Origin of the sequence: Streptomyces sp. SCSIO ZS0520, from assembly GCF_025643355.1 — a bacterium.
In the GTDB taxonomy this organism is placed as follows: Bacteria; Actinomycetota; Actinomycetes; order Streptomycetales; family Streptomycetaceae; genus Streptomyces; species Streptomyces physcomitrii.
Genome location: NZ_CP092644.1, coordinates 4988783 through 5015750, shown reverse-complemented (window position 1 = coordinate 5015750; position 26968 = coordinate 4988783). Strand labels below are relative to the sequence as shown.

General features: G+C 73.2%; 23 protein-coding genes. 9 read left to right on the top strand and 14 right to left on the bottom strand.

Annotated features, from left to right (window positions below; genetic code table 11):
• Nucleotides 1–3 precede the first annotated feature (3 nt).
• The 8 genes from MID12_RS19825 to MID12_RS19790 form a co-directional block, all read right to left on the bottom strand.
• Complete coding sequence (locus tag MID12_RS19825; protein ID WP_263169350.1) at nt 4–2076, bottom strand: NADH-quinone oxidoreductase subunit L; 2073 nt, start codon at nt 2074–2076, stop codon at nt 4–6.
• Entirely contained in the window at nt 2073–2471 is a 399-nt protein-coding gene (nuoK, locus tag MID12_RS19820) for an NADH-quinone oxidoreductase subunit NuoK (RefSeq protein ID WP_040252595.1), read from the bottom strand. The genes MID12_RS19825 and nuoK overlap by 4 nt, the downstream gene beginning before the upstream one ends.
• Complete coding sequence (locus MID12_RS19815) at nt 2471–3301, bottom strand: NADH-quinone oxidoreductase subunit J (RefSeq protein WP_263169346.1); 831 nt, start codon at nt 3299–3301, stop codon at nt 2471–2473. The genes nuoK and MID12_RS19815 overlap by 1 nt, the downstream gene beginning before the upstream one ends.
• A complete protein-coding gene (locus tag MID12_RS19810; RefSeq protein WP_263173304.1) occupies nt 3298–3951 on the bottom strand; it encodes a 4Fe-4S binding protein in 654 nt (217 codons plus the stop codon). The genes MID12_RS19815 and MID12_RS19810 overlap by 4 nt, the downstream gene beginning before the upstream one ends.
• 143 nt (nt 3952–4094) lie before the next feature.
• Nucleotides 4095–5063, bottom strand: coding sequence for a complex I subunit 1/NuoH family protein (locus tag MID12_RS19805; RefSeq protein WP_040252594.1), 969 nt, complete (start codon nt 5061–5063; stop codon nt 4095–4097).
• Nucleotides 5060–6313, bottom strand: coding sequence for an NADH-quinone oxidoreductase subunit C (locus MID12_RS19800; RefSeq protein ID WP_263169342.1), 1254 nt, complete (start codon nt 6311–6313; stop codon nt 5060–5062). Before MID12_RS19800 ends, MID12_RS19805 begins: the two co-directional genes overlap by 4 nt.
• Nucleotides 6310–6957, bottom strand: coding sequence for an NADH-quinone oxidoreductase subunit B (locus tag MID12_RS19795; RefSeq protein ID WP_263169340.1), 648 nt, complete (start codon nt 6955–6957; stop codon nt 6310–6312). The genes MID12_RS19800 and MID12_RS19795 overlap by 4 nt, the downstream gene beginning before the upstream one ends.
• On the bottom strand, nt 6948–7340 hold the full coding sequence (locus MID12_RS19790; RefSeq protein WP_040252589.1) for an NADH-quinone oxidoreductase subunit A: 393 nt from the start codon (nt 7338–7340) through the stop codon (nt 6948–6950). Before MID12_RS19790 ends, MID12_RS19795 begins: the two co-directional genes overlap by 10 nt.
• A gap of 380 nt (nt 7341–7720) precedes the next feature.
• On the opposite strand from MID12_RS19790, the gene MID12_RS19785 reads away from it, so the two are divergent.
• From MID12_RS19785 to MID12_RS19765, 5 genes are all read left to right on the top strand, one after another.
• Nucleotides 7721–8956 (top strand): sensor histidine kinase, encoded by a 1236-nt coding sequence (locus MID12_RS19785; RefSeq protein ID WP_263169338.1) that lies wholly within the window; start codon nt 7721–7723, stop codon nt 8954–8956.
• A 312-nt stretch (nt 8957–9268) separates the two neighbouring features.
• Nucleotides 9269–10618 carry a sensor histidine kinase gene (locus MID12_RS19780; protein ID WP_040252587.1) on the top strand — a complete coding sequence of 450 codons (1350 nt, stop codon included), beginning with the start codon at nt 9269–9271 and terminating at the stop codon, nt 10616–10618.
• A 114-nt stretch (nt 10619–10732) separates the two neighbouring features.
• The gene (locus tag MID12_RS19775) at nt 10733–11404 is read left to right on the top strand and encodes a response regulator transcription factor (RefSeq protein ID WP_040252585.1); all 672 of its coding nucleotides are present in this window, start codon (nt 10733–10735) and stop codon (nt 11402–11404) included.
• Nucleotides 11405–11811: 407 nt separating this feature from the next.
• Nucleotides 11812–13746 (top strand): 2-oxoacid:acceptor oxidoreductase subunit alpha, encoded by a 1935-nt coding sequence (locus MID12_RS19770; protein ID WP_040252582.1) that lies wholly within the window; start codon nt 11812–11814, stop codon nt 13744–13746.
• A 112-nt stretch (nt 13747–13858) separates the two neighbouring features.
• Nucleotides 13859–14860: a 2-oxoacid:ferredoxin oxidoreductase subunit beta gene (locus tag MID12_RS19765; protein WP_397914196.1), complete on the top strand. Its 1002-nt coding sequence runs from the start codon at nt 13859–13861 to the stop codon at nt 14858–14860.
• 75 nt (nt 14861–14935) lie between these two features.
• Here MID12_RS19765 and MID12_RS19760 read toward each other — a convergent pair whose 3' ends face one another.
• The gene (locus MID12_RS19760) at nt 14936–16627 is read right to left on the bottom strand and encodes a PepSY-associated TM helix domain-containing protein (RefSeq protein WP_263173301.1); all 1692 of its coding nucleotides are present in this window, start codon (nt 16625–16627) and stop codon (nt 14936–14938) included.
• A gap of 575 nt (nt 16628–17202) precedes the next feature.
• Nucleotides 17203–18027 carry a hypothetical protein gene (locus MID12_RS19755; RefSeq protein ID WP_263169331.1) on the bottom strand — a complete coding sequence of 275 codons (825 nt, stop codon included), beginning with the start codon at nt 18025–18027 and terminating at the stop codon, nt 17203–17205.
• 669 nt (nt 18028–18696) lie between these two features.
• On the opposite strand from MID12_RS19755, the gene MID12_RS19750 reads away from it, so the two are divergent.
• Together MID12_RS19750 and MID12_RS19745 are read left to right on the top strand one after the other, a co-directional pair.
• Nucleotides 18697–19623: an SDR family oxidoreductase gene (locus MID12_RS19750; RefSeq protein WP_263169329.1), complete on the top strand. Its 927-nt coding sequence runs from the start codon at nt 18697–18699 to the stop codon at nt 19621–19623.
• 240 nt (nt 19624–19863) lie between these two features.
• Nucleotides 19864–20604, top strand: coding sequence for a class I SAM-dependent methyltransferase (locus MID12_RS19745; RefSeq protein WP_263169327.1), 741 nt, complete (start codon nt 19864–19866; stop codon nt 20602–20604).
• A gap of 56 nt (nt 20605–20660) precedes the next feature.
• Here the strand turns inward: MID12_RS19745 and MID12_RS19740 are convergent, their stop codons facing one another.
• A complete protein-coding gene (locus MID12_RS19740) occupies nt 20661–21308 on the bottom strand; it encodes a GNAT family N-acetyltransferase (RefSeq protein ID WP_317633393.1) in 648 nt (215 codons plus the stop codon).
• A gap of 277 nt (nt 21309–21585) precedes the next feature.
• Here MID12_RS19740 and MID12_RS19735 point away from each other — a divergent pair, with 277 nt between their 5' ends.
• Nucleotides 21586–22533, top strand: a complete 948-nt coding sequence (locus MID12_RS19735; protein ID WP_040252576.1) for a M28 family metallopeptidase — start codon at nt 21586–21588, stop codon at nt 22531–22533.
• A 309-nt stretch (nt 22534–22842) separates the two neighbouring features.
• Nucleotides 22843–23442, top strand: a complete 600-nt coding sequence (locus MID12_RS19730) for a flavodoxin family protein (RefSeq protein ID WP_040252574.1) — start codon at nt 22843–22845, stop codon at nt 23440–23442.
• Here MID12_RS19730 and MID12_RS19725 read toward each other — a convergent pair.
• From MID12_RS19725 to MID12_RS19715, 3 genes are all read right to left on the bottom strand, one after another.
• Complete coding sequence (locus MID12_RS19725; RefSeq protein WP_040252572.1) at nt 23432–24337, bottom strand: ABC transporter permease; 906 nt, start codon at nt 24335–24337, stop codon at nt 23432–23434. The two genes, MID12_RS19730 and MID12_RS19725, sit on opposite strands and share 11 nt — an antisense overlap.
• Entirely contained in the window at nt 24324–25340 is a 1017-nt protein-coding gene (locus tag MID12_RS19720) for an ABC transporter ATP-binding protein (protein WP_263169319.1), read from the bottom strand. Before MID12_RS19720 ends, MID12_RS19725 begins: the two co-directional genes overlap by 14 nt.
• Before the next feature lie 166 nt (nt 25341–25506).
• On the bottom strand, nt 25507–26751 hold the full coding sequence (locus MID12_RS19715) for a LolA family protein (RefSeq protein WP_263169316.1): 1245 nt from the start codon (nt 26749–26751) through the stop codon (nt 25507–25509).
• Nucleotides 26752–26968: the final 217 nt, after the last annotated feature.

Sequence of the window (26968 nt, the reverse complement as noted above, 5' to 3'; positions counted from 1 at the left end):
GGCTCAGGACCCCGCGTTCAGGTGGGCAAGGACGACGACGGCGAGCGCCAGGACCGCGGAACCGGCGAAGAGCGCGCTGAGGTAGGTCTGGACGTTCCCGGTCTGCGCGCGCCGCACCGCCGCGCCGCACCAGCGCGGCAGTACGGCCGCGGCGCGTACGTAGCTCTCGACGACCTCGCGGTCCAGGAAGCGCACGACCTTCGCGGCGAGTTGTACGGGGCGTACGAAGAGCGCGCTGTACAGGGCGTCCAGGTGGAATCCGGAGACCGCGTGCCGGTGCAGCGGGCCGAGCAGGAGCCGGCCGGGGTCGGCGGGGTCGGGGGCGGCGGCGATGTCCCCGTAGGCGGGTTCGTGCGCGGTGATGGCCTCCGCCTCGACGGCGGCGGCGCCCTCCTGCCGGTTGACGGCGACGGCGCCGAGCGGGACGCGCAGCGCCATCGCGGTGGTGTGCCGCCAGGTCCCGTAGGTGACGAGCCCGCCGACGAGGGCGAGTCCGGTGCCGAGTACGGAGGTGGTGAGCGTCGGGTTGAGCGAGTGGCCGTCGAACCAGTCGGGGATCGTGCCGACGGCGAGGCCGAAGGCGAGGGAGGGGACGGCGAGGATCCACAGCACGAGGTTCATCACCGCAGGCTGCTTGCCGTGGCCGTGGGCGTGGGCCTCCTCGGCGGCGGCCTCCTGTCCGGCGGCGGCCTCGGCGAGCGGGCCGGGCTCCTCGGCGGCCGCCCGGCCGAGCGGGGAGTGGAAGGTGAGCAGCCACAGCCGGGTGGCGTAGGCGGCGGTGAGCAGCGCGGTGAACAGGCCCGCCACGAGCACGATCCAGCCCGCGGCGCCGGGGACGGGGCCCTCGTGTCCGGTGGCGGCGTGCTCGGCGGCGCCGAGCACGGCCTCCTTGGAGAAGAAGCCGCTGAAGGGCGGGAGGGCGGCGAGCGCGAGCAGCGCCACCGTCATCGTCCAGTAGGCGTCCGGGACACGGGACTTGAGGCCCGGCATCCGGGACATGGCGGCCAGCGAGTTGGTGCCCGCGGCGTGGATGATCACGCCCGCGGCGAGGAAGAGGAGCGCCTTGAAGGCGCCGTGGGCGAGGAGGTGGAAGACGGCGGCACCGCGTTCGCCGACCGCGAGGGCGCCGGTCATATAGCCGAGCTGGCCGATGGTCGAGTAGGCGAGCACCCGCTTGATGTCGTCCTGGGCCAGCGCGGCGAGCGCCGAACCGGCCATGGTGACGGCGGCCATCAGCGCGAGGACGATCAGCGCGGCCCGGGAGGCCGTGAAGACGGGGAGGAGCCGGGCGATGAAGTAGACACCGGCGGCCACCATGGTCGCGGCGTGGATCAGCGCGGAGACCGGGGTCGGGCCGGCCATCGCGTCGGGCAGCCAGGTGTGCAGCGGGAACTGCGCGGACTTGCCCGCGACTCCCGCGAGCAGCAGCAGGGCGATCAGCGTCGGGTGGTCGAGGCCGCCGTCCGCGACCGCGCCGAGGATGCGCGTGATGCGGAAGGAGCCGGTCTCGGTCGCCAGGGCGAGCAGGCCGATCAGGAAGGGGACATCGCCGAGCTTGGTGACCAGGAAGGCCTTCAGGGAGGCGGCGCGCGCCTCGGGGGTCTCCCAGTAGTGCCCGACCAGGAAGTACGAGCAGATGCCCATGATCTCCCAGCCGACCAGGAGCACCATCAGGTCGCCGGAGTAGACGACGAGCAGCATGGCGGAGGTGAAGAGGGAGACGATCGCGGCGTACGAGGGGTAGCGCGGGTCGTCGCGCAGATAGCCGGTCGAGTAGAGCTGCACGCAGGTGGCGACCAGGCCGACGAGGATCGCCACCAGGGCGGCGAAACCGTCGATGTGCAGGGCGAGTTCGATGGGCACGGAGCCGGTCGGCGTCAGTTCGCGGACGGCGTCCACCGGGGCGCCGCCGCCCTGCCGGACGGCGACGAGCACCGCGAGCACGCCCGCCGTCAGGGTCGGCAGGATCGCCAGCGGTCGGACGAAGCCGGGGGCCTTGCGGCCGAGCAGCAGCCCGGCGAGGGCGCCGAGGGCGGGCAGCAGCGGGACGAGTACGGCGAGGGTCGTGGTGGTCACGCGGCGGCCTCAGTCCTGTCTGCGGCGTTGCGGCCCGCGGCGTCCGCGCCGGAGCCTCCGGTCCCGTCCGGGTGGCCGCGTTCGGCGGTCTCGCGCAGCCGGTCGACATCCGAGGTGCCGCGGGCGCGGTACACGGCGAGCACGATGGCGAGGCCGATGCCGATCTCGGCGGCGGCGATGGCGATGGTGAACAGGGTCAGCGCCTGGCCGGAGTGCAGGGTGTCCTCGGCCGCCTTGGCGAGCCAGACGTCGAAGGCGACGAGGTTCAGGTTGACGGCGTTGAGCATCAGCTCGACCGACATCAGGACCAGGATGGCGTTGCGGCGCGCCAGGACTCCGTACAGCCCGGTGCAGAACAGCAGCGCGGAGAGCACCGCGGGGTAGGCGAGATGCATCAGCGCTGCTCTCCTTCTTCGTCCTTTTCTTCGCCCTTGCCGGCTGCTTCCTCGCCCTTGCCCGGTGCTTCTTCGTCCTTGCCAGGTGCTTCTTCGCCGATGGCCTGGGAGTGGGATGCCTCGGCGGCGGGCCCGGGCTCGTCCTCCGGTGCCGTGGCCGACGTCGCCGTTGCCCGGGAGCGGGCGGCGGCCGAGGCGGCGGCGGTGGTGCCGCGGCGACCGTTGCCGGTGCTGCGCGGGCCGGTCCGGCGCGGTGGGGTGACGGGGGCCGTGCCACCGGCGCCCGCTTCCTCCTCGGCGTTCTTGCGGGAGATGACGATGGCGCCGACGAGCGCGGCGAGCAGCAGTACCGAGAGCGCCTCGAAGGGCAGCACCCAGCCGCGGAACAGGCTCTGCCCGGTCACCTCGGTGGTGCCCTGGGCGGCGCCGTCGAGATCGATGTACGTCGTACGGAAGGCGTCGACGACGACCCAGACCAGGGCGGCCGCCGCGGCGAGGGCCACCGCGAGGCCGACCCAGCGGTTCTCGGAGTCGGCGTCCGGGGACGGGCCGATGGGCGCCCTGGTCAGCATCAGTCCGAAGAGCAGCAGGACGACGACGGAACCCACGTAGATCAGGACCTGCACCCAGGCGATGAACTCGGCCGTGAGCAGGAGGTATTCGACCGCGAGCCCGCCGAGGGCGACGACGAGCCAGAGCGCGGCGTGCACCAGGCGGCGCGTGGTGACGGTGACCAGCGCCGCCCCCAGGGTGACGAGGCCGACGAGCAGGAAGGTGATCTCGACGCCGGTCGGCGAGAGGAAGCCGTGGGTCTGGGCGGCGAGGCTCACCGGGCTCCTCCCTCGGTCGATGTGTCCGGACCTTGGGGGCCCTCGGTCGGTGTGTCCGGACCCTGGGGGGCCTCGGTCGATGCATCCGGACCCTGGGGGCCCTCGGCCGATGCGTCCGGACCCTCGGGCCCCTCGGTCTTCCGCTGCTGCTCGGCTGCCGCGGCCTCCTCCGCCGCCTTGGCGGCTTCGGCGGCGAGCTTGTCCGCGGTCTTGCGGGCGGCGGCGAGCTCCTTGGGCTCCTCGGCCGCGGGGTCGAGGGCGGGGGGCTCGGGGACGGTCCACATCCAGTCGCGGAGTTTGTCGCGCTCATGGGTGAGTTCGCGGATGTCGGTCTCCGCGTACTCGAACTCGGGCGACCAGAACAGCGCGTCGAAGGGGCAGACCTCGATGCAGATCCCGCAGTACATGCAGAGCGAGAAGTCGATGGCGAAGCGGTCGAGGACGTTGCGGCTGCGCTCGCGTCCGCCGGGGGCGGCGGCCGGGACCGTCTCCTTGTGGGAGTCGATGTAGATGCACCAGTCGGGGCACTCACGGGCGCAGAGCATGCAGACCGTGCAGTTCTCCTCGAAGAGCCCGATGACACCGCGGGTACGGGGCGGCAGCGCGGGCAGCACCTCGGGGTACTGCGCGGTGACCGTCTTCTTCGTCATCGTGCGCAGGGTGACCGCGAGGCCCTTGGCCAGGCCGGAGCCGGGGATGCGCGAGCGGCGCGGCTCCTCGGCCGCCGGGGAGTGCGGGGCGTGCGGGTGCGGGGTGTGCGCCTGCGGCGAGTGCGCGGAGGACTCGGCCATGGTTACTCGATCACCACCTTGACGATGCCGGTGAGGGCGATCTGGGCGAGGGCCAGCGGGACGAGCAGCGTCCAGGACAGCTTCTGGAGCTGGTCCTCGCGCAGCCGGGGGTAGGTGACGCGCAGCCAGATGACGAGGAAGGCGAGCACCGCGGACTTCAGCAGGGTCCACACCCAGCCGAGACCCTCGGCACCCCAGGGCCCGTGCCAGCCGCCCAGGAAGAGCACGGTGGTCAGCCCGCACAGGACGACGATCCCGGCGTACTCGGCGAGCATGAAGAGCGCGAACCGCAGGCCGGTGTACTCGGTGTACGCGCCGAAGATGATCTCCGAGTCGGCCACCGGCATGTCGAAGGGCGGGCGCTGGAGTTCGGCGAGCCCGGCGACGAAGAAGACGATCGCCCCGACGATCTGCCAGGGCAGCCACCACCACTCGAAGGCGTCGAGGATGCCCGGCAGCGAGACGGTGCCCGCGGCCATCGCGACCGAGGCCGCGGCGAGCAGCATGGGCAGTTCGTACGAGAGGAGCTGCGCGGCGGTGCGCAAGCCGCCGAGCAGGGAGAACTTGTTGGCGGACGCCCACCCGGCCATGAGCGAGCCGAGCACGCCGACGCCCATCACGGCCAGCACGAAGAAGATGCCCGCGTCCACGACCTGGCCGACCGCGCCGTCGCCGTCCCCCACCGGGATGGCGAAGAGGACGAGCAGATACGGCAGCAGCGCGACGGCGGGCGCGAGTTGGAAGATCCGCCGGTCGGCTCCCGCCGGGACGACATCCTCCTTCTGCGCGAACTTCACGCCGTCGGCGACCAGTTGGGCCCAGCCGTGGAAACCGCCCGCGTACATGGGACCGAGGCGCCCCTGCATGTGCGCCATCACCTTGTGCTCGCTCTGCCCGACCACCAGCGGCAGTACGAGGAAGGCGGCGAAGACGATCAGGAGTCGCAGGGCGACGTCGAGCACGTCGTTCACTGCGTACCTCCGGGGCGTTCGGTGTCGGGGTCGGTGGTGGCTTCGGTGGTGGCTTCGGTTTCGGTGGCGGCCGCGGCCGCGTCTGTGGCTGCGTCCGCTTCCGCGGCTGCGGCTGCGCCGGAAGCGGTGCCGGTCTCGCTGCCGCTCTTGCTGCCGCTGCCGCTCTCGCCTCGGCCGCCGCTCTCGCTGTCGCTGTCGCTGTTGCCGTTGCTCTCGGGCCCGGTGTCGCTACCGGTCTTGCTGTCGGTACCGGACGCCGAGTCCTCGAAGGCCGGACGGGCATGATGCCAGGGCGCGTCCGAAGCGGTGGAGCCGGAGTCGGAGTCGGACGACGAGGCAGCCGCCCCGGGCGAAGCCTCGGGTACCTCCGCACCCGCACCCGCACCCGCCGACGTGCCGGAACCCGAAGCCGGACCCGCACCCGCCGACGTACCGGAACCCGGACCCACAGCCGCGGCCCCTTCGGCACCGGCCCCCTGCGTGCCGTCCCCCGCGGTCTGACTCGCCGATCCCCCCGCAGCCGTACGCGACCTCCGTACGGGCCGCTCCCCCGCCGTACCCCCGGCCTCCCCAGCAGCGGCGGCACCGCGTGCGGCGGCACCGGCACCCCGGGCGCCCGCACCGCGCCCCGCCGCACCGGCGGCGCGCCCCGCGCCCCGTGCCGGGCGGGCCGGGGCGGGCGGCAGCTGGCCCTTGAGGGGGCCCCAGTCGTTCGGGTCGGGGACGCCCGGCGGCAGCATCTGGCGGCGCTTGGGGCCGCCGTGGTCGGACTCGCCCGGCTCCTTCGCGCCGGGCCAGGCCTTGGCGACCCGGGCGGCGAGGACGAAGTCCTTGCGCAGCGGGTGGCCCTCGAAGTTCTCGGGGAGCAGCAGCTTGTCCAGGCCGGGGTGGCCCTCGAAGACGACGCCGAACATCTCGTGGGTCTCGCGCTCGTGCCAGGTGGCGCCCGCGTAGACGCCGACGGCGGTGGGCGCCACGGGCTCCTCGTGCGGAACCAGGGTCCGCAGCAGCAGCCGGCGCACGGGGGTGCCGACGGCCACCACATGCGCGGCGAGGCGGAAGCCGGTGCCGGGTTCGTCGACGGCGCTGAGCCAGTCGAAATAGGTGCAGCCGAGGGTGGTGCGGGCGGTTTCGAGCGCCGGGATCCAGGAGCCGAGGGGGACCTCGACGGTGAGGACCTGGTAGCTCTCCTCCGCGGTGGCGCCCTCGCCGAAGAGTTCCTCGGCGGGTGCGGTCAGCCAGCCGGTCACCGGCTTCCCTCCCCGGGGGCGGGCGGCCGGACCAGGTCGCTCTGCAGCTGGGCCGCGGAGGGCCGGGGGCCGCCGGGTGCTCGGTAGCGGTCCCGCAGCGACTCCTCGGCGATCTTCTCCTGGAGCTTGAGGATGCCCTGGAGCAGCGCCTCGGGGCGGGGCGGGCAGCCGGGGACGTACACATCGACCGGGATGATCTGGTCGACGCCCTTGGTCACCGAGTACGAATCCCAGTAGGGGCCGCCGCAGTTGGAGCAGGCGCCGAAGGAGATGACGTACTTGGGCTCGGGCATCTGCTCGTGCAGGCGCTTCACGGCGGGGGCCATCTTGTCGGTGACCGTCCCGGAGACGAGCATCAGGTCGGCCTGGCGCGGGCCGGGCGCGAAGGGGATCACCCCGAGCCGGATGAAGTCGTGGCGGGCCATCGAGGCGGCGATGAACTCGATCGCGCAGCAGGCGAGCCCGAAGTTGAAGACCCACAGGCTGTAGCGGCGGCCCCAGTTGAGGACCACCTTCATCGGCTCGGGCGCGAGGCGGGCCAGCGCGCCGAGCCGGCCGCCGGTGGCGGGCAGCCGGGTGGGGTCGGGGAGGTCCTGGGCGCTCGCGCCCGGGGCCGCGGCGGCTTCGGCCGGTGTCACATCCATGAGAGGACGCCCTTCTTCCAGGCGTACAGCAGTCCTATGGCCAGGAAGCCGAGGAAGACGAACATCTCGACCAGGGTGGCCGCGCCGTACTCGGGTGCGGCGAAGACCGTGGCCCAGGGGAACAGGAAGATCGAGTCGACGGCGAAGATCACATAGAGGAAGGCGTACACGTAGTAGCGGACCTGGGTGTGGGCCCAGCCCTCGCCGACCGGGTCGACGCCGCATTCGTAGGTGAGCAGCTTCTCGGGGCTGGGTACGACGGGCCGCAGCAGCCGGTTCGCGCCGAAGGCGACGGCCACGAAGAGCACGCCGACCACGGCGAGCAGCCCGACGGCGGAGTACGACTGGAAGTAGCCCGCCGCGAGAACGGTCGGTCCCTGCACGTCCGCTCCTCGCTCCCTGACCTCGTCGCGCCGCGGGGGCGCCTGTCCGACGACCGATCCGACGACCGACTCGATCGTGTCTGTCCGACGATCCCCTTGACCCGGTGGATCGCGCCTGTCCGACGATCTCTACGCACGGGAGTCTAGGCCCTGCTAAAGAGAGGCTAAGCAGCCCGTCTCACGTCGTGGTCCAGCCCCTGGTCGGTCCCTGGGGGCGGCACCGGGGATTTCGGGGCAACAGGGGCACGGTAAGGGGGAGCGGGGTCCCCGCCTCGGTCGGAGGGCGGCGCCCGGGGCCCGGCGGGGGTGGGGTTAACCACAGGTGAAGCTGGCGGTGCACCTCATGGCGCCCGGCCCGGCGGACGGGCAACCTATCCGATATGACCGCACGCACGCTCACCACGGCACCCGGCGGCGGGGCAGCCGGCACCGACCGCCCGCCGCCCCCGCGCTTCGCCTTCGACGCCTCCACCTGGAAGGAGATCGCGCATCTCCTGCTGAACTTCCCCGCGTCGCTGGTCGGCTTCGTGTACGTGGTGACGGTGCTGTCCACCGGCACCTTCCTCACCGTGACCCTGATCGGGCTGCCGCTGCTCGCCCTCGGGCTGCTCGGCGCCCGGCAGCTCGGCAAGGCGGAGCGGGCGCGGGCGCGCAGATTCCTCGGGCTGCACATCGAGGAGCCGAGCCCGCTGCCGCGCCGGGGGCAGGACTTCCTCGCCCGGCTGTGGGCCCAGCTGAAGGACACGGTGGCCTGGCGGACCGCGCTGTACGAGCTGATCAGATTCCCCTGGGGCGTGCTGACCTTCAGCCTCACCCTGGTCTCCCTCTTCGTGCTGTGGCCGGTGCTGCCCTTCCTCGCCCGCGCCATGACCAACGTCGACCGCCTCCTCGTCCGCGGACTCCTCTCCCCCTCGGACGAGTTGGAGCGGCGGATAGCCGAGCTGGAGTCCGACCGGGGCGTGGTGGTGGACACCGCCGCCGCCGACCTGCGCCGCATCGAGCGCGATCTGCACGACGGGGCCCAGGCCCGCCTGGTGAATCTGGCGATGGGCCTCGGCCTGGCCAAGGAGAAGCTTTTGGAGGACCCGGACTCGGCGGCCCGGATGGTCGACGAGGCGCACGGCGAGGTGAAGCTCGCCCTGCAGGAGCTGCGCGACCTCGCCCGGGGCATCCACCCGGCGGTCCTCACCGACCGGGGCCTGGACGCCGCCCTCTCCTCCGTCGCCTCCCGCTGCACGGTCCCGGTGCAGGTGACGGCCTCGCTCCCGGCCAGACCGGCGGCGGCGATCGAGGGCATCGCCTACTTCACCGTCTCCGAGCTGCTGCAGAACATCAGCAAGCACAGCGGGGCGAGCGCGGCGACGGTGGATGTGTGGCGGGCCAAGAACCGCCTGCTCATACAGGTCACGGACAACGGCAGGGGCGGCGCCAGCCTGGACGCGGGCACCGGGATGGCCGGGCTCGCGGAGCGGCTCGGCGCGGTGGACGGACTCTTCGTCATCGACTCCCCGCCGGGCGGCCCCACCACCGTCACCGCCGAACTTCCCTGGCGGGACCGGGTGGAGGGACCGGACTCCCGCCACACCGGCCGCAGGCCGGAGCCCCAGCCGGGCTGAACCGGCGCGCACCCCCGCCCGGCCGGGACCCCGCCCACTCGCACCCCGCCTCCCGCACCCGGCACCCGGCCGAGGCGGCACCCCGCCGCCCGCGGCCTCGCGCACCCGCGGCCCCATGCGCCCGCCCCGCGGCCTCGCGCGCCCGCGCCATGGCCTCGCCCGTCCCGGGCAGGACGCCCGGGTCGGCGCCCGGGGTAGGGAAAACCCCCGGTTCAAGAGACCGATGGACCGCATGGTCCGGGCGGGGCCCGAGGAGGACCGTTGAGGTGGACAGTCGGCGGGCGGCTGCCAGGAGAGAAACGGAAGCACGCGATGGCCACCGACTACGGACAGGGCTTCGGCTCCGGGCCCGGGTTCCCCGCGGCGGACCGGCCGCGTCGCCACCACCGGGTCCCCGCGGTCCTGCGGGCCCCCTTCGAGGGGCGGACCCTGCGGGAGCTGGGCTACCAGCTGCTCAGCCTGCCGGTCTCCGTGGTGATGTTCAGCTTCGGGATCACCATGTTCTCGGCGGGCGTGGGACTGCTCATCACCTTCCTCGGCATCCCGGTGCTCGCCCTCGGCCTCTGGGTCCTGCGCGGCTTCGGGGCGATGGAGCGGGCCCGCGCCCGCTCGATGCTGGGCCTGGAGATCGGCGACCCGGCCCCGGTCAAGCCCCGGCGGGCCACCCCCATGGGCTGGATGGGCGCGGTGCTCAGGAGCGGCACCTCCTGGCGGCACCTGCTCTACTCGCTGATCCACTTCCCCTGGGCGGTGTTCGCCTTCTCCGTCTCGATCTCCCTGTGGGCGTACGGCTGGGCCGCGCTGACCTACCCCCTGTGGCAGTGGTCGCTCCCGGTCTACGCGGGCGTGGACGGCATCCAGCTCTACGGCGACGAGACCCACCAGGTCTATCTGGACAACCCCTTCGAGCTGACCGTCACCGCGCTGATAGGCCTGGCGCTGACCCTGCTCACCCCCTGGGTGATCCGGGCCCTGACCTCGGTCGACCGGCTCCTGGTGCAGGGGCTGCTCGCCCCCTCCCAGGTGGAGAACCGGGTGGTGGAGCTGGAGTCGGACCGCGGGGTGGTGGTGGACACCGCCGCCGCCGATCTGCGCCGCATCGAGCGCGATCTGCACGACGGGGCCCAGGCCCGCCTGGTGAGCCTGGCCATGGAGCTGGGCCTGGCCAAGGAGAAGCTGACCGAGGACCCCGAGGCCGCGGCGCGGATGGTGGACGAGGCGCACGGCGAGGTGAAGACCGCGCTCCAGGAGCTGCGGGACCTGGCGCGCGGCATCCACCCGGCGGTCCTCACCGACCGGGGCCTGGACGCCGCCCTCTCCTCCGTCGCCTCCCGCTGCACGGTCCCGGTGCAGGTGGACGTCGACCTGCCGTACCGCCCGGCGGCGGCCATCGAGGGCATCGCCTACTTCACCGTCTCCGAGCTGCTGCAGAACATCAGCAAGCACGCGGGGGCGAACCGGGCCTCGGTGGACGTCTGGCAGGTGGACGACCGGCTGATGCTCCAGGTCGCCGACGACGGGACGGGCGGCGCCGATCTCACCTCCGGTTCCGGGCTCGCGGGCCTCGCGGAGCGGCTGGACGCGGTGGACGGCGTCCTCGTGGTCGACTCCCCGCGGGGCGGCCCGACCCGAGTGACCGCCGAACTCCCCTGGCGCCGCTGACCCTCCCTCGCCCCGCCTCCCGTACCGCGATCCCCCGGTCCGGGAGCACCGCGATCCCGGATGCTGGAATGCTGATGGGGGCGCGGCGGAGGGCATGCGTCCGGGGACTCAGAGCTGGAGGACAGGGTGCGGGTGGTCATCGCCGAGGATTCGGTGCTGCTGAGAGAGGGCCTGACCCGGCTCCTGACCGACCGGGGGCACGAGGTGGTCGCCGGGGTCGGGGATGCCCAGGCGCTGGTGAAGACCATCGCCGAACTGGCGGCGGCGGACGAGCTGCCGGATGTGGTGGTCGCGGACGTGCGGATGCCGCCGACCCACACCGACGAGGGCGTACGGGCCGCCGTGCAACTGCGGAGCAGGCATCCGGGACTCGGAGTGCTGGTGCTCTCCCAGTACGTGGAAGAGCGGTACGCGACGGAGCTGCTGGCCGGTTCCAGCAGGGGGGTCGGCTACCTGCTCAAGGACCGGGTGGCGGAGGTCCGCGAGTTCGTGGACGCGGTGGTGCGGGTGGCCGAGGGCGGCACGGCCCTGGACCCGGAGGTGGTGGCCCAGCTCCTGGGCCGCAGCCGGAAGCAGGACGTGCTCGCCGCCCTGACCCCGCGGGAGCGCGAGGTGCTGGGCCTGATGGCCGAGGGCAGGACCAACTCGGCGATCGCCCGGCAGCTGGTGGTCAGCGATGGTGCGGTGGAGAAGCACGTGAGCAACATCTTCCTGAAGCTGGGCCTCTCGCCGAGCGACGGCGACCACCGCCGGGTCCTCGCCGTGCTGACGTACCTCAACTCCTGAACAGCTCCGGAACCTCTTTCGGAGAGGGCCCGCACTCCGCGCGCGCGTCCTCGTGATCCGCCTCCTGATCCGGTCCTGCTACCTCGGGCGGCGGCTGCTGACCCGGTCCTGTCACCCGGCGTCCGGTCCTGTCACGCGGTCGCGGGGCAGGGCCGGGCGGTCTGCCAGAAGGCGTAGCAAGGCGTACATCCGAGGACCTAGAACCAATTGAGGAGCGGTCGGCCCGATGCACAACGGGGGTGAATTGGGCGGGAAAAGGCGGACAAAGCACCCTGAACGTTCCTTCGAGGTGGGCAAGCAGGATCCCCAAGGTCAAGAGAAGGTAACCCTCACCGACGTAAGGTTGCCCCGGAAGCAGCCGGGGAGCCGGCGCCTCCACCCACCCGTTTCGAGGGAGGTCCAGTTCAGTGGCCAACCAGGTCAGCAGCGCAGCCGAGCACGCAGACGGGACCGACGCCGGGGAGCAGGATGCCGCGCTCCCGGGCGGCAAGGAGGTACGCCGTCTGGACCGGGTGATCATCCGGTTCGCGGGCGACTCCGGTGACGGTATGCAGCTCACCGGAGACCGTTTCACCTCGGAGACCGCATCGTTCGGCAACGACCTGTCGACGCTGCCGAACTTCCCCGCCGAGATCCGGGCGCCTGCCGGGACCCTGCCGGGCGTCTCCTCCTTCCAGTTGCACTTCGCCGACCACGACATCCTCACCCCCGGGGACGCGCCGAACGTCCTCGTCGCCATGAACCCGGCCGCCCTCAAGGCGAACATCGGGGACGTGCCGCGGGGCGCGGAGATCATCGTGAACACCGACGAGTTCACCAAGCGGGCGATGGCGAAGGTCGGCTACCAGAGCTCCCCGCTGGAGGACGGCTCACTGGACGCCTTCCAGCTGCACCCGGTGCCGCTGACCACGCTGACGGTGGAGGCGCTGAAGGGCTTCGACCTCTCCCGCAAGGAGGCCGAGCGCTCGAAGAACATGTTCGCGCTCGGGCTGCTCTCGTGGATGTACCACCGGCCGACCGAGGGCACCGAGGCCTTCCTGCGGAAGAAGTTCGCGAAGAAGCCCGAGATCGCCGAGGCCAACCTGGCCGCCTACCGCGCGGGCTGGAACTTCGGCGAGACCACCGAGGACTTCGCCACCTCCTACGAGGTGGAGCCCGCGACCTCCGCCTTCCCCGCGGGCACCTACCGCAACATCTCCGGCAACCTCGCCCTCTCCTACGGGCTGGTCGCCGCCGGGCAGCAGGCCGATCTGCCGCTGTACCTGGGCTCGTACCCGATCACCCCGGCCTCGGACATCCTGCACGAGCTGAGCAAGCACAAGAACTTCGGCGTCCGCACCTTCCAGGCCGAGGACGAGATCGCCGGTATCGGCGCCGCCCTCGGGGCCGCCTTCGGCGGTTCGCTCGCGGTGACCACGACCTCCGGTCCCGGTGTGGCGCTCAAGTCCGAGACCATCGGGCTCGCGGTCTCGCTCGAACTGCCGCTGCTGATCGTGGACATCCAGCGCGGCGGCCCCTCGACCGGACTGCCGACCAAGACCGAGCAGGCCGACCTCCTCCAGGCGATGTACGGGCGCAACGGCGAGGCGCCGGTGCCGATCGTGGCGCCGAAGACCCCGGCCGACTGCTTCGACGCGGCCCTGGAGGCGGCCCGGATCGCGCTGACCTACCGCACCCCGGTCTTCCTGCTCTCGGACGGCTACCTGGCCAACGGCAGCGAGCCCTGGCGGATCCCGGAGCCGGACGAACTCCCCGATCTGCGCGTGCAGTTCGCCCAGGGCCCGAACCACACCCTGGACGACGGCAGCGAGGTCTTCTGGCCGTACAAGCGCGACCCGCTGACCCTCGCCCGCCCCTGGGCGGTCCCGGGCACCCCCGGCCTCGAACACCGCATCGGCGGCATCGAGAAGCAGGACGGCACCGGCAACATCTCCTACGACCCCGCCAACCACGACCACATGGTCCGCACCCGGCAGGCGAAGACCGACCGGATCGCCGTGCCGGACCTGGCGGTCGACGACCCCTCGGGCGACGCCCAGGTCCTGGTGATCGGCTGGGGCTCGACCTACGGGCCGATCACCGCGGCGGTACGCAGGCTGCGGCTGGCCGGGGAGAGCGTCGCGCAGGCGCACCTGCGGCACCTCAACCCCTTCCCCGCCAACCTCGGCGAGGTCCTGGCCGGCTACCGGAAGGTGGTCGTGCCGGAGATGAACCTGGGCCAGCTCAACACCCTGCTGCGGGCCCGGTATCTCGTCGACACCCAGTCCTACACCCAGGTCAGCGGAATGCCCTTCAAGGCGGAGCAGCTCGCCACGGTCCTCAAGGAGGCCCTCGATGACTGAGATCCTCACCGAAAAACCCGGAGCCGGCGCGAGTGCCCCCGCAGGCTCGGTGCCCCTCGCCTCCGCCTCGCAGCTGCTCTCCCTGGTGCCCAGGGCCGAGGGCAAGCAGTCGATGAAGGACTTCAAGTCCGACCAGGAAGTGCGCTGGTGCCCCGGCTGCGGCGACTACGCCATCCTGGCCGCCGTGCAGGGCTTCATGCCCGAACTCGGCCTGGCCAAGGAGAACATCGTCTTCGTCTCCGGCATCGGCTGCTCCTCCCGCTTCCCGTACTACATGAACACCTACGGGATGCACTCGATCCACGGCCGCGCGCCCGCCATCGCCAGCGGGCTCGCCACCAGCCGCCGGGACCTCTCGGTCTGGGTGGTCACCGGGGACGGCGACGCCCTGTCGATCGGCGGCAACCACCTGATCCACGCCCTGCGCCGGAACGTCAACCTCAAGATCCTGCTCTTCAACAACCGGATCTACGGGCTGACCAAGGGCCAGTACTCGCCCACCTCCGAGGTCGGCAAGATCACCAAGTCGACGCCGATGGGGTCGCTCGACGCCCCCTTCAACCCGGTCTCGCTGGCGATCGGCGCCGAGGCGAGCTTCGTGGCCCGTACGGTCGACTCCGACCGCAAGCACCTCACCGAAGTCCTGCGGCAGGCGGCGGCCCACCCCGGCACCGCGCTCGTGGAGATCTACCAGAACTGCAATATCTTCAACGACGGCGCCTTCGAGGTCCTCAAGGACAAGCAGCAGGCGGAGGAGGCGGTCATCCGCCTCACCCACGGCGAGCCGATCCGCTTCGGCCCCGGCGGCTCCAAGGGCGTCGTCCGCGACCCGGCCACCGGTGACCTGCGGATCGTCACCGTCACCCCGGAGAACGAGTCCTCCGTCCTGGTCCACGATGCCCACCAGCAGAGCCCGACCACGGCCTTCGCGCTCTCCCGCCTGGCGGACCCGGACACCCTGCACCACACCCCGATCGGCGTCCTCCGCTCGGTCGAACGCCCCGTCTACGACACCCTGATGGCCGAGCAGCTCGACGCCGCGGTCGAGCAGGGCGGCAAGGGCGACCTGGCCGCGCTCCTCGCGGGCAAGGACACCTGGACGGTCGTCGGCTGAGGCAGGACCACGAGAGCGGCGGCGGGAGAGGCTTCCCGCCGCCGCTTCGTCCGTACGTACCGGGGTGAACCGGAGTCAGTCGCGGACCGCCGCCACCGCCTCGGGTTCGTCTTCCGTCTCCGCCACGGGAGGTGGCGGCTCGGGCAGGTCCCGCGCGGGCTCCGCCGTCTCCGCGCGGGCGCGCCGGGCCAGGCCCACCGCCGCGTCCAGGACGAGGAAGCCGAGCAGGGTCACGCCGAGTACGGGCACCGCCCAGCCGACCAGGGCCGCCAGCGGGAGCCCGGCGAGCAGCACCGGCAGCGGAACCCGGCGCCAGGCCCCGCGCACCGGGGCCCTGCCGAGCCGCGCCGGCTTCGCGAGCCCTCCCGCCCCGCCCCGGCGGGTGGGACGGCGCTGCCACCACATGCGGTAGCCCCAGAGGACCACCAGGGTCAGGGCGAGGGCGAGGGCCGCGAGGACCAGCTGGTTGGCGAGGCCGAAGAGGGCGCCCATGTGCCCCTGCACGCCGAGCTTGCTGAGCTTGGCGAGCACCGGGTAGTCGGCCCAGCGGGTGCGGTCGGTGATCTCGCTGCGCTCGGCGTCCACCGCGACCTGGTCGTAGTGCACGGGCCAGGTGTTGTCGCGCTGGGCCACGGTCCAGGCCCCGCCCGTCTCGGCGGGCGGCGTCACCGTCACGGTGCCGCTGAGACCCGCCGCCCGCGCCCGGGCGAGCACCGCCTCGAAGTGCCCGGGGTCCGGCGCGGCACCCTTCGGCTTCGCCGCCCCGTGGCCCGCGTGCTCACCGTGGCCCGTGGCACCGCCCCCGGCCCCGGAACCCGGCAGGGTGGTGTCGAGTACCGGGGCGGCGGCGGAGGTGTTCTGCTGCAGGGTGTCGAAGCGGGCGCCCGCGTAGGCGGACCAGGTCAGTCCGGTGGCGCTCAGGAAGAGCAGACCGAGGGAGAGCCAGACCCCGGTGACGGCGTGCAGGCTCCGGGTACGCCGGACCCCCCTGGCCCCGCGGTCCCAGAGCAGCGCGCTGCGGAGCGGGTGCGCGGCGCGGGGCGGCTTGGCTGTCCGGGGCGGCTTGACCGTCCGGGATGACTCGGCCGCCCTGGGCGACTCGGCCGCCCTGGGCGACTCGGCCGCCTTGGGCGACTCGGCCGCCCTGGGTGACTCGGCTTCCCGGGCCGGACCGGGTGCCGGTGCGGAGTCGGGCACGTGTGCCGCCGGGGACGCGGGTGCTGACGTGGCCGCTCGTGCCGACTCGCTCGCCCCCGCCCGCTGGGCGCCGCGCCGGACGCGGCCGAGCCACAGGAGGAGGCCGCCCGCGACGACGACCCACAGCCAGCTCGCGGCGGTCTCCGAGTACAGGCGGCCCGTCTCGCCGAGGTGCAGATTGCGGTGCAGGTCGTCGAGCCAGGTGGTCAGCGGGGTGTATCCGGCCCAGGTGGTGAGCGCGCCGCGTACCTCCGCGGTGTACGGGTCGACGTACACGGTGCGCTGCTTCTCGCCGAGTTCGGGGAGGTTGAGCACCACCCGCGTGGTGTCCTCGGGCCCGGGCGGGGTGACGACCGAGTCGAGGGTGCCCTCCGGGTGGGCGACCCGGGCGGCGGCGATCTGCTCCGCCAGCGGACGGGTCGGGCCCTCGGCGCGCGCGACGGTGAGCTGGTCGCCGTAGACGAGCCGGTCCAGCTGCGGGGTGGCCGTATAGGCGAGCCCGGTCAGCGCGGCCACCAGCAGGAAGGGCGCGACGAGCACCCCGGCGTAGAAGTGCAGCCGTACGAGCAGGGCCCGCGCCCCTGTCCAGGAGCGGCCGGTGCTGCCGGTGCTGCCGGTGCTGCCGGTTCCCCGGCCGGTGGGCCGGTTCCGACCGCCGGTGGGCTTCGCGGTGCTCGGAGTCTTTGCGGTGCTCAAGAACCCGGTGGCGCTCGGGGACTTGGCGGTGCTCGGGGACTCGGTGGTGCTCGGGGACGTGGCGGTGCTCGGGGACGTGGCGGTGCTCGGGGACTTCTGAGTGCTCGGGGGATTCGGGGTGGCGGTGGCGGCCTCCGCGGTGCGGGTGGTGGGGGTCGAGGGGGAGGCCGGGGCGTGGTCGTCCCGGCCGTGGGGGCCGGGGTGGCCGTGGGTTCTGGGGTTTTCGGGCATGCGTCGTTTCCTGTGGGACCCGTGGCCGAGGGCGCGCGGGTACGGCGGAGCCGTTCGGGCCGCTCAAGTCGGCGGCCGGAGGCTGGGTGCACCGCCGGTGGCGGTGTGGCACGGCGGTCGGGGACCGCGGCCCCGGCCGGAGCGGTCGCGCGCACGCCGGAGCGCGCACCGGCTTCACCGGGTGCGCGCGGAAAGGCAGTTGGGGACGTGCCGCGGGCTCAGGCCAGGGCGGCCGGGGGCGGACCCCGCCGGGGGCAGGAACGGGCGAGCAGGACGCCGAAGCGGGCGCCGCGCGGCGCGGGGAAGCGCCGGTGCACCCTCGGCGGGGGCGCGGGCAGCGGCGGCACCACGAGCCGGAGCAGCCGGGCGAGGACCAGGGCGGCGAGGCGGCGGAGCAGGCGTTCGCCGTAGAGCACGCAGGCCACGCTCGCGAGCGTGGCGAGGGCGTGCGCCAGGGTCATCCCCGTCATCGCGGCCATCGCATGGGCCTCGGCCCCGGAACCGGACACCGGCCCGTCCGCGAGCCCGGCCCCGGAGCCGCCCATGCCGTGACCGCTCAGGGAGTGGCCGCCCGTCGCAGGGCCGTCCATGGCGTGGCCGCTCGTCGCGTGGCCGCCCATGGAGTGCCCGCTCATCGCGTGACCGTCCATGACATGCCCGCTCATCCCCTGGCCGCCCGCCCCGTGGCCGCTTGCCGCGTGACCGCTCAGGGCGGGGCCACCGGCGCCATGGCCGCCCGCGCGGTCGCCCGCCGGGGCCGAGTGACCCGCGTGGCCGCCGCCCGCCGCCAGGTGGTGGAAGGCGAGATGCAGGGCGAACTGGGTGGCGCCGAGGGCGACGGTCGCCGCGGTGAAGCGGGGGCGGCGGCCGTCGAGGAGCGCCGTGGCGCCCGCGGTGAGCAGGACCAGGACGAGGGCGAGCGGGACCGCGCCGGGCAGCTCCCCGCCCGCGCTGACGTGGCTGAGGGCGCCCAGGGCCAGACAGGCGAGGGCGAACAGCAGGCCCCTCAGGGCCCGTTTCGCCACAGGTGCCGGTCCGCGCATCCGCTCAACCTATCGGCGTACCGCGCGCCCCTGTCGGTCGCCCCGGGCGACCACCACCCTGGGCACCGCACCGACCACCGCTCCGGCCCTCACCCCGACGGCCACCCGACCACCGCTCCGGCCTCACCCCGACGGCCACCCGACCGCCGCTCCAGCCCTCACCTCGACCGCCGCGCCCCGAACAGCCCTGGCGGCCCGACTCGGCCCGCCCCGTAGCCCCGGGATCCCGTACGGCCTCGTACGGCCTCGTGCGGCTCGTGCGGCTCGTACCGCCCCACGTTCCCGTACGACCCCGTTCTCCCGAAGTCCCGTACGCCCTCCCCGAGTTCCCGGTCCCCCAAGCACCCGACGCCCCCACAAGCCCCCAAGCCCCCCGATCCCAAGTTTCCGTACGGCACCCCCATCACTCGCATCTGCAAAGAGAACCCGCGGACAACGACCCACCCCACACCTCCCGCCACCTCTCCCCCAACCCCTGTCCCCAGCACACTTTCGCTGCTCTCCGCAGGGCTCTGCCCTCAGCTTTCGGGTCATCACGCGCTCCCTTAGAGTGAGCGGACGGTGCTCACCGGGAGGACCGGCACACGTCACGAACGGGAACCAGGTGCGCCCCGCCCGCCGTCAGGGCGCCCGGCGGATTCCCGGCCGAGCCGAGCAGCAGGGAGAGGCATGAGCCTGGTCGTCACCGGAGCAACGGGCCGTTTCGGACGGCACGTCATCGAGGCGCTCTCCGCGCGGGTACCGGCGGAGGGCATCGCCGCCGTGGTGCGGGACCGGACCAGGGCCGCCGATCTGCGGGCCCGCGGCATCGACGTACGGCTCGCCGACTACGACCGGCCGGACACCCTCAAGGGGGCCTTCGCCGCCGGGGACCGGGTGCTCTTCGTCTCCGGCAACGAGGCGGGGCGCCGGGTGCCGCAGCACCGGGCGGTGGTCGAGGCGGCCCGGCACGCGGGGGTGGCGCTGCTCGCGTACACCGGTGTCCTCGGCGGGCCGAAGGCCGACTTCCTGCTCGCGGCCGAGCACAAGGCGACCGAGCAGGCGATCCTGGAGTCCTCGCTGCCGTACGTCTTCCTGCGCAACGGCTGGTACCACGAGAACTACACCGAGAACCTCGCCCCGGTGCTGCGGCAGGGCTATGTGATGGCCTCGGCCGGGGACGGCCGGGTGGCCTCGGCCGCGCGGGCGGACTACGCGGCGGCGGCCGCGGCGGTGCTGACCGGCGAGGGGCACGAGGGGCGGGCCTACGAGCTGAGCGGGGACACCGCGTGGAGCTTCCCGGAGTTCGCGGCCGAGGTGGCGCGCCAGTCGGGCCGGGAGGTCGGCTACCGCGACCTCTCCCCGCAGGAGCATCTGCGGATGCTGGCCGAGCACGGGGTGCCGGAGCAGCTGTCCGAGGTCCTCGTCGATGTGGACGGCGCCGTGAAACGCGGCCTCCTCTCCGCCACCACCGGCGAACTCGCCCAGCTCATCGGGCGCCCCACCACTCCCCTCTCCGCCGCGGTCGCCGCCTCGCTGGACGGACGAGCGGCGACCGGGAGCACGCCCTCCCGGCACGGGTCTCCGGAGCCGGAGGTCCCGGCCGCGCGAGGCTAGGGCCTTTCGTCTCGGATCACGTCGTCTCGGATCACGCCGCCTCGGACGACGCCGCTTCGGACGACGCCGTCTCGGCTCAAGCGGGGCTCGCGGCGGAGCGGGTGAAGCGGGCGGAGCGGGCGAAAGGCCTTGGGGCCCGGCCGGCGGATCAGGGGCCGAGCCAAGGCCGGACCGGGGCGAGGACAGGTCGATGCCCCCATGGTGTTGCCCGCCCCCGGCAGGCAGTGCTGGAGTCGGCGGGTGAACAGCATCCCCGCCAACCGGCGGCTCTGGAACCGGATCAGCAGCGCCTACCAGCAGGAGCACGACCCGCAGATCGGCGCCGCACCCCGGCTGTGGGGCATGTACGCCCTCCCCGACGCGCATCTGCGCGCCCTGGGCGATGTCACCGGCAAGCGCGTCCTCGAACTCGGCTGCGGCGCCGGGCAGTGGTCCAGGGCGCTCGCCGCCGAGGGCGCCACCGTGGTCGGGCTCGACCTCTCCGAAGCCCAACTCGCCGCAGCCACCCGCGCGATGGGGGCGGCCCGCTATCCGCTGGTGCAAGGCGCCGCCGAACAGCTGCCCTTCGCCGCCGGCAGCTTCGACCTGGTGTTCTGCGACTTCGGCGGGCTCAGCTGGGCGCCCCCGCACCTGGCCGTCCCGCAGGCCGCACGCGTCCTGGGCCGCGGCGGGCGCCTGGTGTTCAACGTCGCCAGCCCCTGGTTCGAGGCCTGCTACGACGAGGCCGCCGCCCGCGTGACCACGACGCTTCGGCAGGACTACTTCGGGCTGGACACCATCGCCGAGGGCGACGGCGCGACCAGCTACCAGCTCACCTACGGCGACTGGGTCAGGGTCCTGCGCGGCGCGGGTCTGGTCATCGACGACCTCATCGAGCCGCGGCCCGGACCCGGCACCCCCAACGGCTACAACGAGACCGACCCGCCCGACTGGGCACACCGCTGGCCCGCGGAACTGCTGTGGGTGGCCCACAAACCGTAGGTTCCGCCGCGCGAGGGCGTGCGGGCCTCCCCTCGCCGGGCAGGCCCTGCTGCCGCCTACTCCTCCCAGTCGGTCTCGTAGTAGCGGACGCGTTCGTCCTCGCCGCTCCAGCGCATGCCCGCCGCCCGCATCACGCGCTGCGAGGCGAGGTTGGCGAGGTCGGCGTCGCCCTTGACGCAGCTCAGGCCGCGGGCCCGGGCGAAGGCGAGGAGGGCGCGCAGGGCCTCGGTGGCATAGCCCCGGCCGCGGGCGGAGGGGACGAGGGCGTAGCCGATGGTGGTGGTGCCCTCCTCGTCCGGCGGGCGGTTGAAGCCGAGTCCGCCGATGGCGAGGCCGTCGGAGCGGCGGCGGATCTCATAGGCGCCGAAGGGCTGCGGATCGCCCTTGATCAGGCAGGCGTTGACGAAGTCGGCGGCGCCCTCCACGTCCATCGGCGCCGGGTAGCCGGGCGCCCAGCGGTCGTCGGGGCCCGGCTTCCCGGACACGACACGGCGGGCCTCGGCGAGCGTCATGGGGTGGAGCACGAGGCGTTCGGTCACGAAGTCGTCGAAGTCGCCGTGTTCGTCGCAGTCGTCTTCCTCGCGGCCTTCATACGCCCCCCACCCCTTACCCCTTTCGCGCCCTTCGTGCTTTTCGTACGACACGAGGGGGGCGCCGTCGTCCTCGCCCGGGGCCGCCTTCCGCGCGGCGTCGAGATCGTCCATGCGGTCATGCTCCTCCTTCGTCAACTGCCCCTGGAACGCGGGGTGTTGACGAACCGTTCCGCCGCGCCGGGGCGAGCTCGGGGGCCGCCGGGGAGGGCGGCTGTGAAAGGAGTGAACGCCCCGGTGGCCACTGTTCACAGGGTTTTGACAGGGCGGCTGACCTGCGGATATCCGATATCCACAACGTCCTGTCTTTTATACGTACTTGACGGTTCACCTTCAGGGCGACCACCATCATGAGCCACATTCCCCCCACGGAATAACGGAGTCCCCCCACATGAAATTCTCCGCTTCCCTGAGGGCCGCAGCGGTCGCCACCGTTGCCGTCGCGGGCCTCATCACCACCGGTGCCGTCACCTCCAGCGCGGCTCCCGCCCCGGCCAAGGCCGAGGCACCCGACATATCCGTCGCCGACGTCCAGGCGGACCTCGGCCGGCTCCAGTCCATCGCGGAGCAGAACGGCGGCAACCGGGCCCACGGCAGCTCCGGCTACCAGGCCTCCATCGACTTCATCAAGGGCAAGCTCGACGAGGCCGGATTCACCACCAGCCTCCAGGAGTTCACCACCGGCGGCGAGACGGGCTACAACCTGATCGCCGACTGGCCGGGCGGCGACGAGGGCCAGACCGTCATGGCGGGCGCCCACCTCGACAGCGTCGGCTCGGGTCCGGGCATCAACGACAACGGCTCGGGCTCGGCGGGCGTCCTGGAGACCGCGCTCGCGGTGGCCAAGTCCGACTTCCAGCCCAGCAAGCACCTGCGCTTCGCCTGGTGGGGCGCGGAAGAGCTCGGCCTGGTCGGCTCCAGCCACTACGTGGACGAGCTGTCCTCGGAGGACCGCGGGAAGATCAGCAGCTATCTGAACTTCGACATGATCGGCTCGCCGAACCCGGGCTACTTCGTCTACGACGACGAGCCGGAGCTCCAGAAGCTCTTCGACGACTACTTCGCGGGCCTGGACATCACCGCGGACGTGGACACCGAGGGCGACGGACGCTCGGACCACGCCCCGTTCAAGGACGCGGGCATCAAGGTCGGCGGGCTGTTCAGCGGCGCCGACTACGAGAAGACCCCGGAGCAGGCGGAGAACTGGGGCGGCACCGCCGGTGAGCCCTTCGACAACTGCTACCACTCGTCCTGCGACACCACCGAGAACATCGACGAGACGGCCCTGGACCGCAACAGCGACGCCATCGCGCACGCGATCTGGAACCTGGCCTCCTGAGCCCCGGCCGGTCCGGCCCCGCCCACCCGGGCGCGGCCGGACCGGCGGCTCGCCCCCGACTCCCGCTCACGCCAGGCCTACTGGCCCCCAAGTCCCTCTCCCCCACGGGCCGGTGGCGCGCACCCGCACTCGCGCCACCACCGGGAACCTCCCTCAGCCGATGACCGGGGACGTGCCCGGGGGCCCGGGAATGACGGCGACTGCATGCATGTTCATAACTTGCACATGCATGCAGTCGCCGTCGCCTTTCCCGGCCCCGGACCTTCCCGGCGCCCGGACCCGCGGCGGCCCCGACCCCGGAGGGCCCCGATGACCCGCTCCTTCCTCTTCGTCCTGGGCAGCACCCGCAGCGGCGGCAACACCGAACTGCTCGCCCGCGAGGCGGCGGCCCAACTCCCCCCGGGCACCCGGCAGCAGTGGATCGACCTCGCCGAGCATCCGCTGCGCGACTTCGCCGACCTGCGGCACGACAGCGACCACGTACGCCCCACCGAGGGCCCCGAGGCCCTGCTGCTCGACGCCACCCTGGCGGCCACCGACCTGGTGATCGCCTCCCCGCTGTACTGGTACTCGGTCTCCTGGCTCACCAAGCGCTACCTGGACCACTGGTCGGGCTGGCTGCGCACCCCCGGAGTCGACTTCAAGGCCACCCTCGCGGGCCGGAACCTGTGGGGTGTCAGCGCGCTCGCGCACACCGAGGAGGTGGTGGCCGATCCGCTGACCGGCACCCTGCGCAACTCCGCCGCCTATCTGGGCATGCGCTTCGGCGGCGTCCTGCTCGGCAACGGCAGCAAGCCCGGCGACGTCCTCGCCGACACCGCCGCGCTCACCCGCGCCAAGACCTTCTTCGCCCGCGAGCCGGAGCCCGCCCGCTTCGCCTACGAGGAGGAGGGCGCCCTCAGGCCGTGATGTCCTTGGTGGTGAACCGGGCCCAGGCCGCCGAGCCGAAGACCGCCGCGTACACCGCCTGGAGGCCGAGGTTCCTGGTGATCTCGTCCCAGTAGACGGGCTCGCGCATCAGGTCGGCGAAGGACAGCCAGTAGTGCGAGAAGAAGTACGGCCGCACGGCGTGGAGCTGGGGGATCTGGTCGAGGATCTGGACGGTGATCAGCAGGCCCACGGTGGTCGCCATGGCGGCGATGCCGCTGCTGGTCAGGGTCGACAGGAAGAGGCCGATCGCGGCCACGCCGACCAGCGAGGCGGCGACCACCAGGGCGATGAGCAGGGCCCGCCCGAGCCCTTCGCCGAAGCCGATCCGGGTACCGGAGATGGTGGTCAGCTCCCCCATCGGGAAGAGCGCGGCGCCCACCGCGAGCGCCGAGAGGGCGACCACCAGGGTGGCGGCCAGGCAGAAGACCAGCGTGGTCGCGTACTTGGTGAGCAGCAGGCGGGTGCGTCCCGCGGGGGCGACCAGGAGGTAGCGCAGGGTGCCGGCGTTCGCCTCGCCCGCGAGCGCGTCCCCGGCGATCACCCCGACCGCCATCGGCAGGAAGAAGGGCAGGGTCGCGGCGAGCGCGGTGAAGACCAGGAAGAGGCCGTTGTTGGTGACCTGCGAGATGAAGGCGGGCCCGGCCTCCTCGCCGCCACCGCCGCCGCCTCCGCCGAGGGAGCCGCCGTCCGCGGTCTCCACCTTCACCGCGATGCCGAAGAGGATCGGCACCGCCGCGAGCACGCCGAGCAGGGCCAGGGTGCGCCAGCGCCGGAAGGTGGTCAGGAGTTCGCTGCGCAGCAGACCGCCGGGGCGGCGCCGCGCGGGCGCCTTCCCGGCCGCGGTGCCCGCCGCCGGTGCCTCAGCCCGCGACATCGAAGCCCTCCCCGGTCAGTGCCACGAACGCGTCCTCCAGGGTGCCGCGTTCGAGGCCGAAGCCGCGCACCCGCACCCCCGCGGCGACCAGCGCCGCGTTCACCTCGGCGAGGTCCCGGCCCGGCGGCTCGCCGCTGACCCGGTCCTCGGCGGTGACCAGATCGCCCACGCCCTGCTCCTTCAGGACCCGGGCGGCGTCCGCGGTGTCCGGGGTGGTGACGGTGAGCCTGCCGCGGGCGCGGGCGGCGAGTTCGGCGACCGGGCCCTGGGTGAGCAGCCGCCCCTGGGCCATCACCGCGGCGTGCGTGCAGACCTGCTCGATCTCGTCCAGCAGATGCGAGGAGAGGAAGACGGTGGTGCCCTCGGCCGCCAACTCCCGTACCAGGGAACGGATCTCGCGCATGCCCTGCGGGTCCAGGCCGTTGGTCGGCTCGTCCAGGACGAGCAGCCGGCGCGGCTGGAGCAGCGCCGCGGCGAGGCCGAGCCGCTGCTTCATGCCGAGCGAGTACGCCTTGGCCTTCTTGCCCGCGGCCGAGGCGAGGCCGACGCGTTCCAGGGCGGCGCCGACCCGGGCCCGGCGGGTGCGCCCCTCGGCGGTCGGGTCGGCGGCGTCGTAGCGCATCAGGTTCTCGCGGCCGGAGAGGAAGCCGTAGAGCGCGGGGCCCTCGATCAGGGCGCCGACCTGGGGCAGCACGGCGCGCGCGGATTCGGGCATGGGGCGGCCGAGGACCCGGGCCGTGCCGGAGGTGGGGGCGATCAGGCCCATGAGCATGCGGATGGTGGTGGTCTTGCCCGAGCCGTTCGGGCCGAGGAAGCCGAAGACGCTGGCGGCCGGGACGCTCAGGTCCAGCCCGTCCACGGCGAGCTGGCCGCCCCGGTAGCGCTTGGTGAGGCCGCGCGTGGCGATGACCGCGGCCTCGTCCACGCCTCTGTCCCCGCCCTCGTCCAGGCCCCTGTCCACGCCCTCGTCCTCGTCCTCGTCGGCGGACGGTCCTCGGTCCATGTCTCCCCCGGGATCTGCCAGGTGGTGCGCTGCGAACGCGGCGGTGTGCTGCGCTGATACGCCTCCAGCCAAGCACACCCCGCCGCGCGCGAGCGGCCCCGCAGGGTGCGGGGCCGCTCAGGGGCTGCGGGTGCCCGGTGCGGAAGGCACCGGGCGCCGGGGGCCGCTACTTCGCCGACTCGGCCGCCTTCACCAGCGCGTCCTTGGTGACGGCACCGGCGTAGACCGTGCCGTCGTCGGTGATCAGGGCGTTGACGAGGCGGGTGGAGAAGACCCGGCCGGTGCCGAAGTCGCCCTTCACCTTGTCGCCGAAGGCGTCGAGCAGGGAGGCGGCCTCCGGCGGCAGGTCCCCGGAGCCCGCGTCCGGCAGGCCCTGGCCGCCCGGCACCTCGAAGCGGGCGATGCTGCTCCAGCCCTCGCCGAGGATCTCCGGCGCCGCGACGTCCCCGGCGCCCGGCTGCTTGCCGGGACCGCGCGGCACGCCCTTGCCGCGGGCCTCCTTCGCGGCGTCCTCGGCCTCGGTGACCTTGGTGCCCTTGGCGGGCCGGTAGTCGAAGAGGGAGGCGGCCGGCTTGCCGAAGTCGACCTTGGTGTACCCGGCTTCGACGACCGCGGCGCCGCCGCCCGCCGGGGTCAGGGTGGCCTTGAGCGGGGTGCCGGTCTTCGCGTCGACCGCGAAGGTGACCGCGCCGACCGTGCTGCCCTCGCCCTTGGGCTTCACCACCAGCTTGTAGGCGTCCCGTCCGGCGACCTGCATGGTGCCCTCGGCGGTGACCGAGGTGGTGTCCGCGGAGGCCTTGAGGACCTCCTCGGCGAACTCGCCCGGGGTCGCGGGGACGTCCTTCGGCAGCCCGCCCCGGTGCCCGGACCTGCCGCCGTCGCCGTGCTTGCCGTCCTCGGTGGCGTGGAAGGCCTCGTCGGAGGCGCTGTCGTAGGCCCAGACCTCGTCGCCGTTGTGGATCAGGCTGTACTCGGCGGCGTCGTCCAGGATCGACAGGCGCTGCCGGTCGGGGCCGTCGGCGGCGACCCGCAGGGTGTGGGTGCCGGAGGCCAGTTCCGTCAGGCGGGACTTCGGGTCGGCGGCGCCGCCCTCGCCCTGCTCGCCGCGCGGGGAGGCCATGCCGCCCGCGAGCCCGCCGAGGTCCGGCAGGCCGAGGTCGGTGCTGATCTTCACGGTGCCGGACAACTGCTGGGTGTCCGAGGCGGCGATCTTCTCGATGAGTTCCTGCGCGCTGAGCTCCGGCAGGTCGGGGTCCCCGGAGTCGGCGAGCGCCGGGACCAGCCCGATGGTCGCCGCCGCGAGACCGAGGACCACGACCGGGACGGCGTAGCGCGCGGCCTTCTTGCGCCCGCGCGCGGCAGCGGCCCGGTCGGCGGCCTCGGTGTCGGTACCGGATTCGTACGGTGCCATGTGTGTGCCCTACCTCCGTGTCGGCGGCGGCCTTCCCGTCCAATGTGCCCTCGATCCACCCCGGGCCGCCAGTCTCACCCGGAATCGGTGAGGAGTGGTCTGCCTCCATCTGACCAAAACGGCGGCCGCGGGGCGTCCCCCCTCGGAAGCAACCTCGCCTACCTCTGCGGGATGACGCAGCCGGGCGGCGCCTTCCGGGTCCCGTAGGGGAAGGCGC